This is a genomic window from Bradyrhizobium sp. MOS003 (assembly GCF_003020125.1).
Classification (GTDB): domain Bacteria; phylum Pseudomonadota; class Alphaproteobacteria; order Rhizobiales; family Xanthobacteraceae; genus Bradyrhizobium.
Window position 1 is genome coordinate 2,092,210 of sequence record NZ_PYFW01000001.1, and the last position, 14,131, is coordinate 2,106,340.

Below are 14,131 nucleotides of genomic sequence, written 5' to 3' on the forward strand. Positions count from 1 at the left end.
CCCAGGGGGGCGAAAATGCTCTAGACAGCCCCCGAAATCCGCAAATTTCACCGTCCAAGACTTGAGCAGTCGGACCTGACCAACGGCCGATTCTGGCCCCTAACGAGGAAGCAACCCATGCGTGTTTATTACGATCGCGACGCCGACCTGAACCTGATCAAGGGCAAGAAGGTCGCCATCGTCGGCTATGGCAGCCAGGGCCACGCCCATGCGCTCAACCTCAAGGACTCCGGCGTCAAGGACGTCGCCATCGCGCTGCGCAAGGATTCGGGTTCGGTCAAGAAAGCGGAAGCCGCCGGCTTCAAGGTGATGGACGTCGCCGAAGCCGCCAAATGGGCCGACCTCGTCATGATGCTGACCCCGGACGAGCTCCAGGGCGACATCTACCGTGAGCACCTGCACGACAACATGAAGAAGGGCGCCGCCCTCGTGTTCGCGCACGGCCTCAACGTCCACTTCAACCTGCTCGACCCGCGCGCCGACCTCGACGTGCTCATGATCGCGCCGAAGGGCCCCGGCCACACCGTGCGCTCGGAATATCAGCGCGGTGGCGGCGTGCCCTGCCTGATCGCGATCGCCAAGGACGTCTCGGGCAACGCCCATGACCTCGGCCTGTCCTACGCTTCGGCTGTCGGCGGTGGCCGTGCCGGCATCATCGAGACCACCTTCAAGGAAGAGTGCGAGACCGACCTGTTCGGCGAGCAAGTCGTGCTCTGCGGCGGCCTGGTCGAGCTGATCAAGGGCGGTTACGAGACCCTGGTCGAAGCCGGCTACGCGCCGGAAATGGCCTATTTCGAGTGCCTGCACGAAGTGAAGCTGATCGTCGACCTGATCTATGAAGGCGGCATTGCCAACATGAACTACTCGATCTCCAACACTGCGGAGTATGGCGAGTACGTCACCGGTCCGCGCATCGTCACTGCCGAGACCAAGGCCGAGATGAAGCGCGTTCTCGCCGACATCCAGGGCGGCAAGTTCGCCCGCGACTGGATGCTCGAAAACAAGGTCAACCAGACCTCGTTCAAGGCGACCCGCGCCAAGCTCGCCCAGCACCCGATCGAGGAAGTCGGTGCGAAACTGCGTGACATGATGCCCTGGATCAAGAAGGGCGCGCTGGTCGACAAGTCGAAGAACTAAGTCGTTGTGCCCCGGACGCAGCGCAGCACTTTGGTGATGCGCTGCTGATCCGGGGTTCGATGCGGCTCCTGGGCTCCGGCTTTGCGCTCCGCTTCGTTGCGCTTGTCCGGGACACGGGCAGAACTCCGAGGCATGATCGCGGGGCTCCAGGGGGGAAGACCATGCGATCTGTCGTTGTGACCGGTGCGTCCACCGGCATCGGCTGGGCTACTGCAAAACTCCTGATAGGGCGCGGCTATCGCGTCTTCGGCAGCGTTCGCAAGCAGGCCGATGCCGAGCGGCTCAAGGCCGAGTTCGGCGCCGATTTCACGCCATTGCTGTTCGACGTCACCGACGAGGCCGCGGTCCTCGCGGCTGCACGGGACGTGCGTGAGGCGCTGAATGGCGAGACGCTGGCGGGCCTCGTCAACAATGCGGGCGTCGCGGTCGCGGGTCCCGTGCTCGAATTGTCCGCGGATGATTTCCGTCGCCAGATGGACATCAACGTCATGGGCCCCGTCATCGCGACGCAGGCATTCGGGCCGCTGCTCGGTGCCGACCCGTCGCTAAAGGGGCCGAAGGGGCGGATCGTGATGATCAGCTCGGTCGCTGGCAAGAACGGCAATCCGCTGTCGGCGCCCTACTGCACCTCCAAGCACGCCATCGAAGGCCTATCCGAGAGCCTGCGCCGCGAATTGATGCTGTTCGGCATCGACGTCATCATCGTCGCCCCCGGCGCGGTGAAGACGCCGATCTGGAGCAAGGCCGAACAGATCGATCTCTCCGTCTACCAGACCTCGCCCTATCTGCCGGCGCTGAACAAGGTCATGGCCTTCATGATGGACCTCGGGGCGAAGGGCCTGCCGGCCGAGCGGATCGCCGAGATCGTGTTCGAGGCGCTGACGGCCGCAAGCCCCAAGGTGCGCTACCAGATCACGCCGGACCCGCTGCGGCATCTGATCGGTGCCGTGCTGCCGAAACGGACGGTCGATCGCATCATCGCCAAGCGGCTGGGATTCCTGCCGCGGGGGTGACCGGCGTTCAGCTCGTCCCGGGCGGTCCTGCGATGCTGCCTGCCTGCGGCCCATCGCCGCCCGCGAAGTTTAAGCGAAGGTCGGATCGCAGCGCGCATTGCCTGTCCTTGACCGTTCCGTTACAGTTTTATGACACGGTGCAGGCCTTCCGGCTGCGCCGGACGCCCTAGCCGCTCTTGTTTCACCCTTGGGCCGGCCAGACGGCTAGGTTTCATTGCGCCGGACCAGCTGTTGCGTGTCGTCGATGGCGTCCGCGCCCAATCCAGGTCCTTCTGCCGCCACCGCCATGCTGGCGAGCGTCGCCGCGCTCGGTATCTGGCGGCTGCTCGCGGTTGCCGCGCCGCATCTGGCCGCTCTCGCGCTGATGTACGAGACCGAGACCGATTTCGGCTCGCGCCTCTCCTTCGCGCTGGCCTGGGGCATCCTGAATTTCTTCTGGATCACGCTGCTGCGCCGGCCGGCGCTGTCAGGCGCGCTGTCGCTGACCCTGGTCGTGGTGCTGGTGCTGCTGTCGCGGCTCAAGCACGACGTCGTCCAGATGACGGTCAACTTCATCGACCTGATGATGATCGACCGCGACACCGTCGCGTTCCTGTTCACGATCTTCCCGAATTTGCGCTGGTCGGTGATCCTGGCGGGCCTCGTCACGCTGCCGCTGATGTATGCGCTGTGGTGGCTCGATCCGTTCCGCATCCGCCGCCTGCCGGCGCTCGCCTGCAAGCTGGCCTGCCTCGCCGCGCTGGTCGGCTATTCGCTGTATCATCCGGACGAAGCCTGGCGCGGCTATTACGACGACGGCTATCTGTCGAAGTTCTTCCGCTCCGGCGTCAGCTCGGTCTCGGACTTCGTGCAATACGGCTTCATGGAATCGGCCGCTGCGACCAACGAACGGCTCAACGTGCCGCTGGTCGATTCCTGCCATCCCGCCGGACGCCGGCCGAACATCATCATGATCCATGATGAATCGAGCTTCGACATCCGCGTCGCCCAGGGCATCAAGGTGCCGCAGGGCTATGGCAGCCATTTCAAATCCTGGGACGGCAGGCAGCGCACCTTCCTGGCCGAGAGCAATGGCGGGCCGAGCTGGTTCACCGAATACAACGTGCTCGCAGGCCTCTCCTCGCGCTCGTTCGGCCGCTTCGCCTATTTCGTGACGCGCATCGCCTCGAACCGCGTCGAGCGCGGGCTGCCGCTGGCGCTGCGCCGTTGCGGCTACGACACGATGTCGCTGTATCCTGCCAATGGCGGCTTCATGGCCGCCCGCAGCTTCCAGATGACGACGGGCATCGAACGCTTTTTCGACTCCAAGGATCTCCACGCCAAGGACGTCGAGCCCGACGGCTTCTTCTATGACAAGGCGCTCCAGCTGATGGGTCAGCAGCCGCCCAACAAGCCGCTGTTCACATTCATCTATCTCGGCGCCAATCATTTCCCCTGGGAGACGCGCTTCCGTCCCGACCTGCTGCCGAACTGGCGCGCGCCGGGCAACGTTGCGTCGATCGACGAATATCTGCGTCGTCAGGCGATGAGCGCCGAGCAGTACAAGGCGTTCGTCGCCGGTCTGAAAAAGAACTTTCCGGGCGAGCCCTTCCTGATCGTGCGCTACGGCGATCATCAGCCTGAGTTTGCGCCTGCGATCCTCGAGCCCGGGCTCGACGAGGGCGCCATCGGCAAGAAGCTCGACGCCTACGATCCGCGCCTCTACGCGACCTATTATGCAATCGACGCCGTCAATTTCGAGCCGGTCAGAAGCGAGGCCGTGATGGACACGATCGATGGCCCCTATCTGCCGCTGGTGATCCAGGAAGCCGCCGGCATCCCGCTCGACCCGTCCTTTGCCGAGCAGAAGGAGATCATGCTCCGCTGCAAGGGCATGTTCTACAGTTGCAAGGACGGCGCCGAAGCGCGGCGGCTGAACAGGCTGCTGATCGAGGCAGGAATGATCCGGGGGCTGTAGGGCCGTGATTGCTGCATCTCTCACAAGCGTCCAGAGACCGTGGCACGGCGCTTGCGCGCCTTTGCCCACCCTACGAAGTTCGCGCCTATTGCCCGCCCACCTTCTCCCACAACCACTTCGCCACCGCATCCGGCGACGAGTTCGCGTCATTGCCGCTGGCCCGTAAGTTCGCTTCGCGCATGGTGGCGATGTCGATCTTGCCGAGCAGCGGTTGCAGCGTCGCCTTAAGCTTCTCGTCGCCGGCACGTTTCGGCGCCAGCAGCAGGATGGCATCGTAGGGCGGGATCGCGTGGCTGGGATCGTCCAGCGAGATCAGATCGTATTTCGCGATCAGCCCGTCGCTGGTGTAGCCGGCGATGACGTCGACCTCGCCGCTGGCGACCGCCGCATACATGAAGTCGGGCTGCATCTGGCGCTGCGCCTTGAACGAAAGGCCGTAGGCCTTTTGCAGCGCCGCCCATTCCGGCCGCGAGAAGAACTCGTAGTCGCCGGCAATCGACAGTGTCGATGCGTGCGCGGCGAGATCGGCGATGGTGCGGATGCCAAGGGCTTCGGCGCGCTTCTTCGGGATCACCAGCGTATAGGCATTCTCGAAACCGAGCTCGCCGAGCAGGGTGATGTTGTCCTTTGCCAGGCTTGCCTTCAAATCCGCCAACAGCTCTGTGCGCGGCTTGATATCGGTGCGGTGAAGCTGGTTGGCCCAGAGCGTGCCGGAATAGTCGATGTAGAGATCGATGTCGCCGGCCTTCAACGCTCCGAAGATCACGCTGGAGCCGAGGCCCGATCGTGCGCTGGCGGGCAGACCGGCGGCCTGCAGACGGTCCCTGAGCAGGGCCGACAGCACATATTGCTCGGCGAAGGTCTTGGCGCCGACAACATAGCCCTGCGACGAGCGCCCCATCGTGGGCACCAGCGTGGCGGCGACCAGCGCCGCGATGCCGGCCGCGCCGAGGCCGGTGCGCAAACGGCTGCGGCGTCGCAGGCCGCTCTCGATCAGGCCGAGCAGCTGATCGACCGCGAGCGCGAGCAGGGCCGAGGCAAAGCAGCCGAACAGCACGAACACCCAGTTCTGGGTTTGAAGCCCGGCAAAGATGTAATTGCCGAGGCTGGTCTGCCCGATCGGCGTCGACAGCGTCGCGGTACCGATCACCCACACCGCGGCGGTTCGGATGCCCGCCATCATCACCGGCAACGCCAGCGGCAGTTCGACCGTGACCAGCGACTGCCGCGCCGTCATGCCGACACCCTTGGCAGCCTCGATTAGAGCGGGGTCGATGCCGTTGAGCCCGGTGATGCCGTTGCGTAGCACCGGCAGCATCGAATAAAGCGCCAGCGCCAGCACCGCCGGCAGGAAGCCGAACGCCGAGAAGGATACGCCGAACCAGGCCAGCGTCACCGAGGCGACGAGCAGCAGCAGCGGGTAGAACAGCGCGAGCAGCGCCAGGCCCGGCACCGTCTGCACGATGCTGGCGAGTGCGAGCAGGATGGCGCGGGGCGCCGGGCGGTTGCGCGTCAGGATCGCCAGCGGCAGGCTGACGGCGAGACCGAGCGCGAGCGCGGCGAGGCTCACCCGGACATGATTGCCGAGATAATCGGGCAGATGCGTCAAGGCTTCGCCCCAGCGCGGATCGGCGAGCAAGCTCATGCCGCACCGCTTTGTGGCAGCAGCGCGTTCAGCCGCTCGACCTGGCGCCGCGGCGTGCGCAGCAGCTCCAGCACGTAGGCGTCGCGGCTGTTCGACAGCTCGGCGGGTGTGCCCTGCGCAAGCAGCTGTCCGCTGCGCATCACCGCGATGCGGTCGGCGAGCAGGATCGCCTCCGTCATGTCATGGGTGATCATCACGGTGGTCAGGCCGAGCTTGCGATGCAGCGAACGATAATCGTCGCCGAGCGCATCGCGGGTGAGGGGATCGAGCGCGCCGAACGGCTCGTCCATCAGCACGATGCGCGGCCTGGCCGCCAGCGCCCGCGCCACGCCGACGCGCTGGCGCTGGCCGCCGGAGAGCGCTTCCGGCAGACGGTCGCGATGGGCATCACGGTCGAGCTGCACGAGCTCCAGCAGCTCGTCGACACGCGCTGAGATATCCGCCGCCGGCCGGCCGAGCAGTTTCGGCGTGATCCCGATATTGTCAGCCACGCTCAGATGCGGAAACAGTCCGCCGCTCTGGAACACGTAGCCGATCCGCCGCCGCAGCGCGACCGGATCGACGTTTTGCACGTCCTCGCCCTCGACCGTGATGGTGCCGCTGTCGGCCTCGATCAGCCGGTTGGCGAGCCGCAGAAGTGTGGTCTTGCCGGAGCCCGAGCCGCCGACGATCGCCAGAAATTGGCCCTCGGCGATGTCGAGCGAGACCTCGTCCACGGCCTTGAGCGCACCGAAGCTCTTGGTGATTTGGGCATAGCCGATCATCGGCCTGGACGGCATCGGGCGGGGCTCACTTCGCTGACCCGCCCTGGAGGGAGGGAATGAGAAGGCCCATGCGTAGCACGCTTGGCGCCTTGATTGAACTTGGCCGCGCGAGCGGCTATGGCATCGGGCCAGGTTCGGAGGGAACATATGTCAACGCCAACGGCAGTGGCGCTGGAAGATGCCAAGGTCGCGTTCCGGCTCGGGGACGGGCGGGTCTATACGGCGGTGGAGAAGGCCCATCTCACTGTTGCCCAAGGCGAGTTCGTCGCCATTGTCGGGCCCACCGGCTGCGGGAAATCCACGCTGCTCAATGTCGCGGCCGGGCTGCTGAAGCCAGCTGCCGGCAACGTCAGGATATTCGACCGGCCGCTCGCCGGGCTGAACCGGGATGCCGGCTATCTGTTCCAGGCCGATGCGCTGTTCCCGTGGAAGACGGCGCTCGACAATGTCGCGATCGGGCTCGAGGTCCAGGGCACGCCGCGCAGTGAGGCGCTGCCGCGGGCGCAGCAATGGCTGACCTCCGTCGGCCTCGGCGCCTTTGCGGGCCGCTATCCGCACATGCTTTCCGGCGGCCAGCGCAAACGCGTGGCACTGGCGCAGGTGCTGATCCGCGACCCCAAGATTCTCCTGATGGACGAGCCGTTCGGGCCGCTGGATGCGCAGACGCGGCAGGTGATGGGCAATCTGCTGCTCGACCTCTGGAGCGCCGACCGCAAGGCGGTGCTGTTCGTGACACATGATCTCGAGGAGGCGATCGCGCTCGCCGACCGCGTCGTGATCATGTCGGCCGGTCCGTCCTCGCGCATCATCGGCGACTGGCGGGTGGGCCTGCCGCGCCCGCGCGACATCTTCGAGGTGCGGCTGGACAAGGAGTTCCACGCGCTCCACCGCGAGATCTGGAGCGTGCTCAAGGACGAGGTGATGAAGGGCTACGCGCAATCCACCCAAGCGGCAGAGGCGGTCTGATGTCGCGTCCGACACTGTTCGCGCTGCAAGTCCTGGTCGCAGTTGTCGGCATCGTGCTGTGGCAGGTGCTGTCGACCGTCCCCGTGTTCGGCAAGATCCTGCTGCCGCCGTTCTTCTTCTCCAATCCGCTCGACGTCTTCAGCCAGATCGTGAAATGGTTCTCGTCCGGCGTGATCTGGAAACATCTCGGCATCACGCTGACGGAGTCGCTCCTGGCCTTCGTGATCGGATCGGCCGGTGGTGTGCTGGTCGGCTTCTGGTTCGCGCGCCAGCCGCTGGTCGCCGCCGTGTTCGACCCCTACGTCAAGATGGTGAATGCGCTGCCCCGGGTGGTGCTGGCGCCGATCTTCGCGCTGTGGCTGGGGCTCGGCATCTGGTCCAAGGTCGCACTCGGCGTGACACTGGTGTTCTTCATCGTGTTCTTCAACGTCTATCAGGGCGTCAAGGAGGTCAGCCGCACGGTGCTCGACAATGGCCGCATGCTCGGCATGAGCGAGCGGCAGCTGATGCGGCACGTCTATTGGCCCTCGGCACTGTCCTGGATGTTCTCCTCGCTGCACACCTCGGTCGGCTTTGCCGTGGTCGGCGCGGTCGTCGGCGAATATCTGGGATCGGCCGCGGGCCTCGGCTATCTCATCCAGCAGGCCGAGGGCGTATTCGATGTCGCCGGCGTATTCGCCGGCATGTTCGTGCTGTCGGCGTTCGTCATCCTGATCGACTTCGGGGTGACCCTGGTCGAGCGGAGGCTGTTGGTGTGGCGGCCGACCGTGGACGGGCGCGGCTAGGCTCGATCGCCAGCTGACATTTATGTGATTGGCCGGCCGGAATAGAACGCGCGCCCACGCGTCATACCCCCATGCAACCACCTGCATGGGAGTTCAGGATGCACCAGTTACAGTTTCGCCGCGTCGTTGCGGCGCTCGCGGGCAGATGCCGATGGCCGAGGCCCAGCCTCGGCACGGCGCTCATCGGCGCCCGCATTCTCATAGCATTCGCACTGCCCTCGCTCGTGCTCGCGCACGAAGACCATCCGGTCGCCCCATCGGTTGCGCACAGCGCGGATGAGCGTGCGTTCCTGGAAGAGAATGACGCGGCGATGACCAGGATGATGAACGACATGGCGGCCAAGCCGACCGGCGATATCGATCGCGACTTCGTTGCGATGATGAAGCCGCATCATCAGGGCGCGATCGACATGGCGGTCATCGAACTGCGTTACGGCAAGAACGAACAGCTACGGCGCATCGCCCAGGAAATCATCGTCGATCAGATGCAGGAGATCGCGGCGATGAAGCTCGCCATCGGCGAGCCTGCATCGGACACGACGCCGGCCCCGACGCAGCCGCCATCGGTTTCCACCGCAAACGTTCATCATCAGGGCATGAAGATGGACATGTCCGCCGGAATGAAGAAGTAGGAGTCATCGATGAAGACGTCGCAAGGCAACCTCATGAAGAGCATTTTCCTGGCAGCCACGATGCTCGCCACCGGCTCGGCCGCATGGGCAGGGCAGGCGCCGGGCGCGCTCTCCGCCCCCGATATTCCGATCAGCCATCACGATCGCGTCTATGCGGCCGAGCAGTTCTCGAACACGGTCTCGGTGACAGATCCGGTCGACAACAAGCTGCTTGGTGTGATCCGCCTGGGCGATCCGCAGCCCGGCAATTTCAGTCCGCTTTACAAGGGCCAGGTTCTCGTGCACGGCATGGGTTTCTCTCCCGATCACAAGACGCTTGCCGTGGTGTCGATCGGCTCGAATTCGGTGACCTTCATCGACACCGCGACCAACGCGGTCAAGCACACGACTTATGTTGGGCGGTCGCCGCACGAGGCGTTCTACACCCCCGATGGCCAGGAGGTGTGGGTCACCGTCCGCGGCGAAAACTACATCTCCGTGATCGATGCCAAGAACCTGAAGGAGAAGGCCCGTATCACGACTCCCAACGGGCCGGGGATGCAGATCTTTTCGCCCGACGGCAAGTACGGCTACATCTGCTCGTCGTTCAATCCCGAGACCGATGTTGTTTCTGTCGCCGAGCACAAGATCATCGCCAAAGTGAAGCAGGAGAGCCCGTTCTGCCCGAACATCGCGGCGACGCCCAATGGAAACCAGGTCTGGTTCACGCTGAAGGATGTCGGCCGGACCCAGGTGTTCAACGCGAAGCCGCCGTTCAACCTGATCAAGACGATCGACACCGGTCCTATAACCAATCACGTCAACTTCGCGCACACGGCCAAGGGCACATTCGCCTATGTCACCGTCGGTGGTCTGAACCTGGTGAAGGTTTTCCGCACGGACGATTTCTCGCAGGTCGCGACGATCCCGGTCGGTAATCTGCCCCATGGCGTCTGGCCGTCTGGCGATGGCACGCGCATTTATGTCGGCCTCGAGAACGCCGACGCCCTCGCAGCGATCGACACGGCGACCAACAGCGTGGTTGCGAATGTCCCGATCGGCCAGGCACCGCAGGCGATCGCCTACGTTCCGGGCGCGGCGCCCAATCCGGACGACCGCCAGAATCTGCAGCCGTTGGGCGTAGCCGGCCAGGTCGCCCATCTTTCGATGGGCCCCAAGGACGGATCGAAGGACGGATCGAACGATGGCGCGGCGCCGACCAGCGTCTCGCTGTTCGACCAGGGCCTGATTCAGATCTTGCAGGCTTCGGTGACAGGACTTCAACCCAGGCAGAAATACGTGCTTGCGCTGGCGGATCGAGATGATGGAAGCGGCCCGTTGCAGCCGCTTGCGGTCTTCATGACGAATCCGGCCGGATCAGCTATCGTCAATGCGGCTGGTCCGATCCGCCAGATCGTCGATCAGTCCGCGGCCTCCGGAAAGCGATATCTCGTGATTGCCTCCGGTGATGCGGCCGAGCCCCGCAGCGCGGTCCAGATCGAGACGCAATGACACGCCATCGGGCGTCAACGAAAGGCAGGCGGAGCACTCCATGAAGGACATGCTGGTTCAGGTCGAACCGCTGATCCCCTCGCTCCGCCGTTATGCGCGCGCGCTGATGCGTGATCGCACAACCGCCGACGATCTGGTTCAGGATTGCCTGGAGCGCGCCGTCAGCCGCTGGCATCAGCGGCGTGACGGCAGCGTGCGCGCCTGGCTGTTCACTATCCTCCACAATTTAGCGATCACCCAATTCCGTCAGGCCGCGACGCGGGGAAGGCATATGCCGATCGATGATGCAGGCGAACGCGAGCTCGCGAGTGCCGCCGCACAGGAGCACAGGCTGATCTACCAGGACGTCCTGAACAAGCTCGCGAGGCTGCCGGAAGAGCAGCGGGCCGTGCTGTTGCTCGTTGCAGTCGAGGATTTTTCCTACGCCGACGCCGCGAAATTGCTGGATGTGCCGGTCGGGACCGTGATGTCGCGCCTGTCACGCGCGCGGGAAAGGTTGCAGCAGGAGATGGAGGGGGTTGCACCGGGGAATGTCGTGGAATTGCGGAGCATGAAATGAGCCAGCGTCCGATCACGGAAGATGATCTCCACGCCTTCGTGGACCAGGCACTTGCACCCGAGCGTCGTGGAGAGGTTGCTTCCTATCTGAAAGATCATCCGGATGCCGCCGGGCGCGTCGCGGCCTTCGCCAGCCAGCGCGAGCAGTTGCGCGGTGCGTTGGCATCGATTGCGGATGAACCAGTGCCGGCCGAACTGAACCTGTCGCACATCATTGAAGGTCGAAAGCGACGTCCATTGCGTGCATGGATGGCAATCGCGGCGCTATTGCTGGTGAGCATCGGCGGTCTCGGCGGGTGGACCGTGCGCAGCCTGTTGCAAGGCGGTTCGAACGGATTGTCCGCATTGGCGCAGGAGGCGGCCTACTCCTACGGCGTCTACGCACCGGATCGCGTGCGGCCGGTCGAAATACGTGCTTCCGACAGTGCCGAGCTCACGCAATGGGTGTCCGGCCGGCTGAAGCGGGCGGTCAAGGTGCCTGATCTCTCCACGTCGGGCTATCGGCTGATGGGAGGGCGCTTGGTTGCGACCTCGCATGGTCCGGCCGCGATGTTCATGTATGACGATGATCAGGGCGATCGTCTCGTCATGCTGACACGTCCAATGAACAGCGGCAGTCAGGATGCGCCGATGATGCCGCACGCGGCCGGCGATATCGCGGGCTTCGCGTGGGCGGATCGCGGTATGGGCTATACGCTCGTCGGCCAGCTTCCGGGGGATACCCTGAGGCCGATCGCAAACGAGATCCGCAAACAGGCGGGACCGATCTAGTTTCAGAAACCGGGAAACGGGTCCGCGCATTGGCGCGAACCCCGATCGCGAAGCCTCAATCCAGCAGCTTGGTGTCGTCGGGCGCCTGCGGTGGGGTCTTGATCGCGATGGCCTTGACCTGTCCGCTGATCGGCTTGGTGCCGCCATGCGGCGTGCCCTTCGGGATGATGACGAGGTCGCCCGGCTTGACCGTCACTTCCTTGTCGCCGAGCCAGATCGTGCCGGTGCCGTCCAGGATGTACTGGATCTCGTTGGTGTTGGGATGCATGTGCTTGGGCACGTTGCCGACCTGGATCGAGATCGTGGCGCCGTCGGCGCTCGCGAACATTTTCGAGCGATAGCCGACATTGTTGGCGGCCCCGAGCGCATCGCCTTCCGCCTCGCCGGTGTGGATGATCTGCGCGGTGATGTTCTCGGCGGCCAGCGCCGGCCGGAGCAGCTGGTTCGCGCCGCCTCCGGCGGCAAAGGCGGCGGCGATCGACAGCCCGATTGCAAGGCGATTCATGGATGATCCTCCCCATCATGAGTTTGTTGTTGTAGCCGCATGCTATTGCGCCAAAAGGCCGATGGCCAGTGCTTTAGGCCGCGCTTCTCAAGCCCGTCCCGCTGCTCTATGGTGCCGCCGGCCGAACGGAGGAAACCAATGAAGAACACGATTGCCAGGCTCGCCGGCGCGCTGCTGGCGCTGACGCTCACCGCCGGATTTGCCGCAGCGCAAAGCAAGGTCACCATCGCGGTCGGCGGCGGCTCCTGCCTGTGCTATCTGCCGACGGTGCTGGCCAAGCAGCTCGGCGAGTACGACAAGGCCGGCCTCAGTGTCGAACTGGTCGACCTCAAGGGCGGCTCGGACGCGCTCAAAGCCGTGCTCGGCGGCAGCGCCGACGTGGTCTCCGGTTATTTCGACCATTGCGTCAATCTGGCCGCCAAGAAGCAGGAACTCCAGGCTTTCGTGGTCTATGACCGCTATCCCGGCCTCGTGCTCGTGGTCGCGCCCTCGCGTACCAACGACATCAAGTCGGTCAAGGATCTCGCCGGCAAGAAGGTCGGCGTCAGCGCGCCCGGCTCCTCCACCGACTTCTTCCTGAAATACATGCTCAAGAAGAATGGTGTCGATCCCACCAGCGCCGCCGTGATCGGCGTCGGCCTCGGTGCCACCGCGGTCGCCGCGATGGAGCAGGGCCAGATCGATGCCGCCGTAATGCTCGACCCCTCCGTCACCGTGCTGCAGGGAAGCCACAAGGATCTGCGCATCCTCTCCGACACCCGCACGCAGAAGGACACGCTCGAGACGTTTGGCGGCGAATATCCCGGCGGCGCGCTGTACTCGACCGCGGCCTGGGTTGCCAAGCACGAGAAGGAGACGCAGGCTCTCACCAACGCGATCCTCGCCACGCTCGCCTGGATCCATTCGCACAGCCCTGAGGAGATCATGGCGAAGATGCCGGAGGAGACGGTCGGCAAGAACAAGGAACTCTATCTCGCCGCGCTGAAGAACACGATCCCGATGTTCTCCGAGACCGGCAAGATGGACCCGAAGGGCGCGGACGCCGTGCTCGCGGTGTTCAGCGTCGGCTCGCCCGAGGTGGCCAACGCCAAGATCGACGTCAGCAAGACCTTCACCAACAAATACGTCGAGCAAGCCAAGACGACGGGGAGCGCCAAATAGCTGGCGCGAAGGCGTGCTAGTCGCCCCCTCATGACGTCACCGATCATCCATCGCGTCACGACGCTCGATCTTGCCGTTCGGCCGATCGCCTGGCCGTTCGCGGAAGAGCGTCGCGACGAGATCGCGGCTCATTTCGCCGAGAAGCAGCGCGAGCGGCCGAAGATCTGGAACGGCCGCGTCCTGATCGGGCGAGATCCTGTGTTCACCAACGGCCATTTCGCCGCGACCTATTTCGAGACCGATTTTGCGAGCTTCCTCGCCTGGCGCGACTGGGGCTTTCCCGGCGCTCCCGTGTTCAACGGTTTCGGCATGGGCGCGCTGCGCACGTCCGATGGTGCCTTCGTGATGGGCGAGATGGCGCAGCACACCGCGAATGCAGGCCGCATCTATTTCCCATCGGGCACGCCCGATCTCGACGACGTCAGGGGTGGCACGCTCGACATACCCGGCAGCGTCATCCGCGAGCTCGAGGAGGAGACCGGCCTGACGGCGGCGCACTATCGCGCCGAGCCGGACTGGCATTGCGTTGTCACCGGTCCCACGATCGCGATGATGCAGGTGCTCAACCTGGATATGTCAGGCGAAGAAGCGCGCGCCCGGATCGAGGCCAACCTCGCCCGCGAGGACGAGCCCGAATTGTCGGCCATCCATCTCGTGCGCGGGGTCGGCGACATCACGCCGACCATGCCGCGATTTGTCACGGCCTTCGTCGAGCAGCAGTTCGCCTCGCGCTGACGCGCAAGGCT

The 14,131-nt window shown here is 64.6% G+C and carries 14 protein-coding genes; 11 read left to right on the forward strand and 3 right to left on the reverse strand.

Annotated features, from left to right (window positions below; all coding sequences use genetic code 11):
• Positions 1 to 117: 117 nt before the first annotated feature.
• The 3 genes from ilvC (at position 118) to C7G42_RS10095 (ending at position 4,107) form a co-directional block, all read left to right on the forward strand.
• Complete coding sequence (gene ilvC, locus C7G42_RS10085; protein WP_094893974.1) at positions 118 to 1,137, forward strand: ketol-acid reductoisomerase; 1,020 nt, start codon at positions 118 to 120, stop codon at positions 1,135 to 1,137.
• A gap of 161 nt (positions 1,138 to 1,298) precedes the next feature.
• A complete protein-coding gene (locus tag C7G42_RS10090; RefSeq protein ID WP_106948746.1) occupies positions 1,299 to 2,150 on the forward strand; it encodes an SDR family oxidoreductase in 852 nt (283 codons plus the stop codon).
• A gap of 244 nt (positions 2,151 to 2,394) precedes the next feature.
• Positions 2,395 to 4,107: a sulfatase-like hydrolase/transferase gene (locus C7G42_RS10095; RefSeq protein WP_106948747.1), complete on the forward strand. Its 1,713-nt coding sequence runs from the start codon at positions 2,395 to 2,397 to the stop codon at positions 4,105 to 4,107.
• An 85-nt stretch (positions 4,108 to 4,192) separates the two neighbouring features.
• On the opposite strand, the gene C7G42_RS10100 is transcribed toward C7G42_RS10095, so the two are convergent.
• Both C7G42_RS10100 and C7G42_RS10105 read right to left on the reverse strand, forming a co-directional pair.
• Positions 4,193 to 5,752, reverse strand: a complete 1,560-nt coding sequence (locus C7G42_RS10100) for an ABC transporter permease/substrate-binding protein (RefSeq protein WP_106948748.1) — start codon at positions 5,750 to 5,752, stop codon at positions 4,193 to 4,195.
• Positions 5,749 to 6,531 carry an ATP-binding cassette domain-containing protein gene (locus tag C7G42_RS10105; protein WP_106948749.1) on the reverse strand — a complete coding sequence of 261 codons (783 nt, stop codon included), beginning with the start codon at positions 6,529 to 6,531 and terminating at the stop codon, positions 5,749 to 5,751. Before C7G42_RS10105 ends, C7G42_RS10100 begins: the two co-directional genes overlap by 4 nt.
• A 132-nt stretch (positions 6,532 to 6,663) precedes the next feature.
• Between C7G42_RS10105 and C7G42_RS10110 the strand changes: the two genes are divergently transcribed.
• The 6 genes from C7G42_RS10110 to C7G42_RS10135 all read left to right on the forward strand — a co-directional run bounded on the left by C7G42_RS10110 (position 6,664) and on the right by C7G42_RS10135 (position 11,719).
• On the forward strand, positions 6,664 to 7,482 hold the full coding sequence (locus C7G42_RS10110) for an ABC transporter ATP-binding protein (protein ID WP_106948750.1): 819 nt from the start codon (positions 6,664 to 6,666) through the stop codon (positions 7,480 to 7,482).
• Positions 7,482 to 8,267 (forward strand): ABC transporter permease, encoded by a 786-nt coding sequence (locus C7G42_RS10115; RefSeq protein WP_106948751.1) that lies wholly within the window; start codon positions 7,482 to 7,484, stop codon positions 8,265 to 8,267. The genes C7G42_RS10110 and C7G42_RS10115 overlap by 1 nt, the downstream gene beginning before the upstream one ends.
• Before the next feature lie 98 nt (positions 8,268 to 8,365).
• Entirely contained in the window at positions 8,366 to 8,899 is a 534-nt protein-coding gene (locus C7G42_RS10120; protein ID WP_199580756.1) for a DUF305 domain-containing protein, read from the forward strand.
• Between the two features lie 9 nt (positions 8,900 to 8,908).
• Positions 8,909 to 10,390, forward strand: coding sequence for a YncE family protein (locus C7G42_RS10125; protein ID WP_106948753.1), 1,482 nt, complete (start codon positions 8,909 to 8,911; stop codon positions 10,388 to 10,390).
• A 40-nt stretch (positions 10,391 to 10,430) separates the two neighbouring features.
• A complete protein-coding gene (locus C7G42_RS10130; RefSeq protein WP_106948754.1) occupies positions 10,431 to 10,949 on the forward strand; it encodes a sigma-70 family RNA polymerase sigma factor in 519 nt (172 codons plus the stop codon).
• Positions 10,946 to 11,719, forward strand: a complete 774-nt coding sequence (locus C7G42_RS10135) for an anti-sigma factor family protein (protein ID WP_106948755.1) — start codon at positions 10,946 to 10,948, stop codon at positions 11,717 to 11,719. Before C7G42_RS10130 ends, C7G42_RS10135 begins: the two co-directional genes overlap by 4 nt.
• A gap of 55 nt (positions 11,720 to 11,774) precedes the next feature.
• On the opposite strand, the gene C7G42_RS10140 is transcribed toward C7G42_RS10135, so the two are convergent.
• Complete coding sequence (locus C7G42_RS10140; protein ID WP_106948756.1) at positions 11,775 to 12,224, reverse strand: cupin domain-containing protein; 450 nt, start codon at positions 12,222 to 12,224, stop codon at positions 11,775 to 11,777.
• A 138-nt stretch (positions 12,225 to 12,362) separates the two neighbouring features.
• On the opposite strand from C7G42_RS10140, the gene C7G42_RS10145 reads away from it, so the two are divergent.
• Positions 12,363 to 13,385 (forward strand): ABC transporter substrate-binding protein, encoded by a 1,023-nt coding sequence (locus C7G42_RS10145; RefSeq protein ID WP_199580757.1) that lies wholly within the window; start codon positions 12,363 to 12,365, stop codon positions 13,383 to 13,385.
• A gap of 30 nt (positions 13,386 to 13,415) precedes the next feature.
• Positions 13,416 to 14,120 (forward strand): NUDIX hydrolase, encoded by a 705-nt coding sequence (locus tag C7G42_RS10150; protein WP_106948758.1) that lies wholly within the window; start codon positions 13,416 to 13,418, stop codon positions 14,118 to 14,120.
• Positions 14,121 to 14,131: the final 11 nt, after the last annotated feature.

Coding starts and splice junctions, on each gene's coding strand:
- C7G42_RS10090 (WP_106948746.1), top strand. CDS start 1,299: ATGCGATCTGTCGTTGTGACCGGTGCGTCCACCGGCATCGGCTGGGCT.
- C7G42_RS10105 (WP_106948749.1), bottom strand. CDS start 6,531: ATGCCGTCCAGGCCGATGATCGGCTATGCCCAAATCACCAAGAGCTTC.
- C7G42_RS10120 (WP_199580756.1), top strand. CDS start 8,366: ATGCACCAGTTACAGTTTCGCCGCGTCGTTGCGGCGCTCGCGGGCAGA.
- C7G42_RS10135 (WP_106948755.1), top strand. CDS start 10,946: ATGAGCCAGCGTCCGATCACGGAAGATGATCTCCACGCCTTCGTGGAC.
- C7G42_RS10125 (WP_106948753.1), top strand. CDS start 8,909: ATGAAGACGTCGCAAGGCAACCTCATGAAGAGCATTTTCCTGGCAGCC.
- C7G42_RS10150 (WP_106948758.1), top strand. CDS start 13,416: ATGACGTCACCGATCATCCATCGCGTCACGACGCTCGATCTTGCCGTT.
- C7G42_RS10100 (WP_106948748.1), bottom strand. CDS start 5,752: ATGAGCTTGCTCGCCGATCCGCGCTGGGGCGAAGCCTTGACGCATCTG.
- C7G42_RS10145 (WP_199580757.1), top strand. CDS start 12,363: ATGAAGAACACGATTGCCAGGCTCGCCGGCGCGCTGCTGGCGCTGACG.
- C7G42_RS10140 (WP_106948756.1), bottom strand. CDS start 12,224: ATGAATCGCCTTGCAATCGGGCTGTCGATCGCCGCCGCCTTTGCCGCC.
- ilvC (WP_094893974.1), top strand. CDS start 118: ATGCGTGTTTATTACGATCGCGACGCCGACCTGAACCTGATCAAGGGC.
- C7G42_RS10110 (WP_106948750.1), top strand. CDS start 6,664: ATGTCAACGCCAACGGCAGTGGCGCTGGAAGATGCCAAGGTCGCGTTC.
- C7G42_RS10095 (WP_106948747.1), top strand. CDS start 2,395: ATGGCGTCCGCGCCCAATCCAGGTCCTTCTGCCGCCACCGCCATGCTG.
- C7G42_RS10115 (WP_106948751.1), top strand. CDS start 7,482: ATGTCGCGTCCGACACTGTTCGCGCTGCAAGTCCTGGTCGCAGTTGTC.
- C7G42_RS10130 (WP_106948754.1), top strand. CDS start 10,431: ATGAAGGACATGCTGGTTCAGGTCGAACCGCTGATCCCCTCGCTCCGC.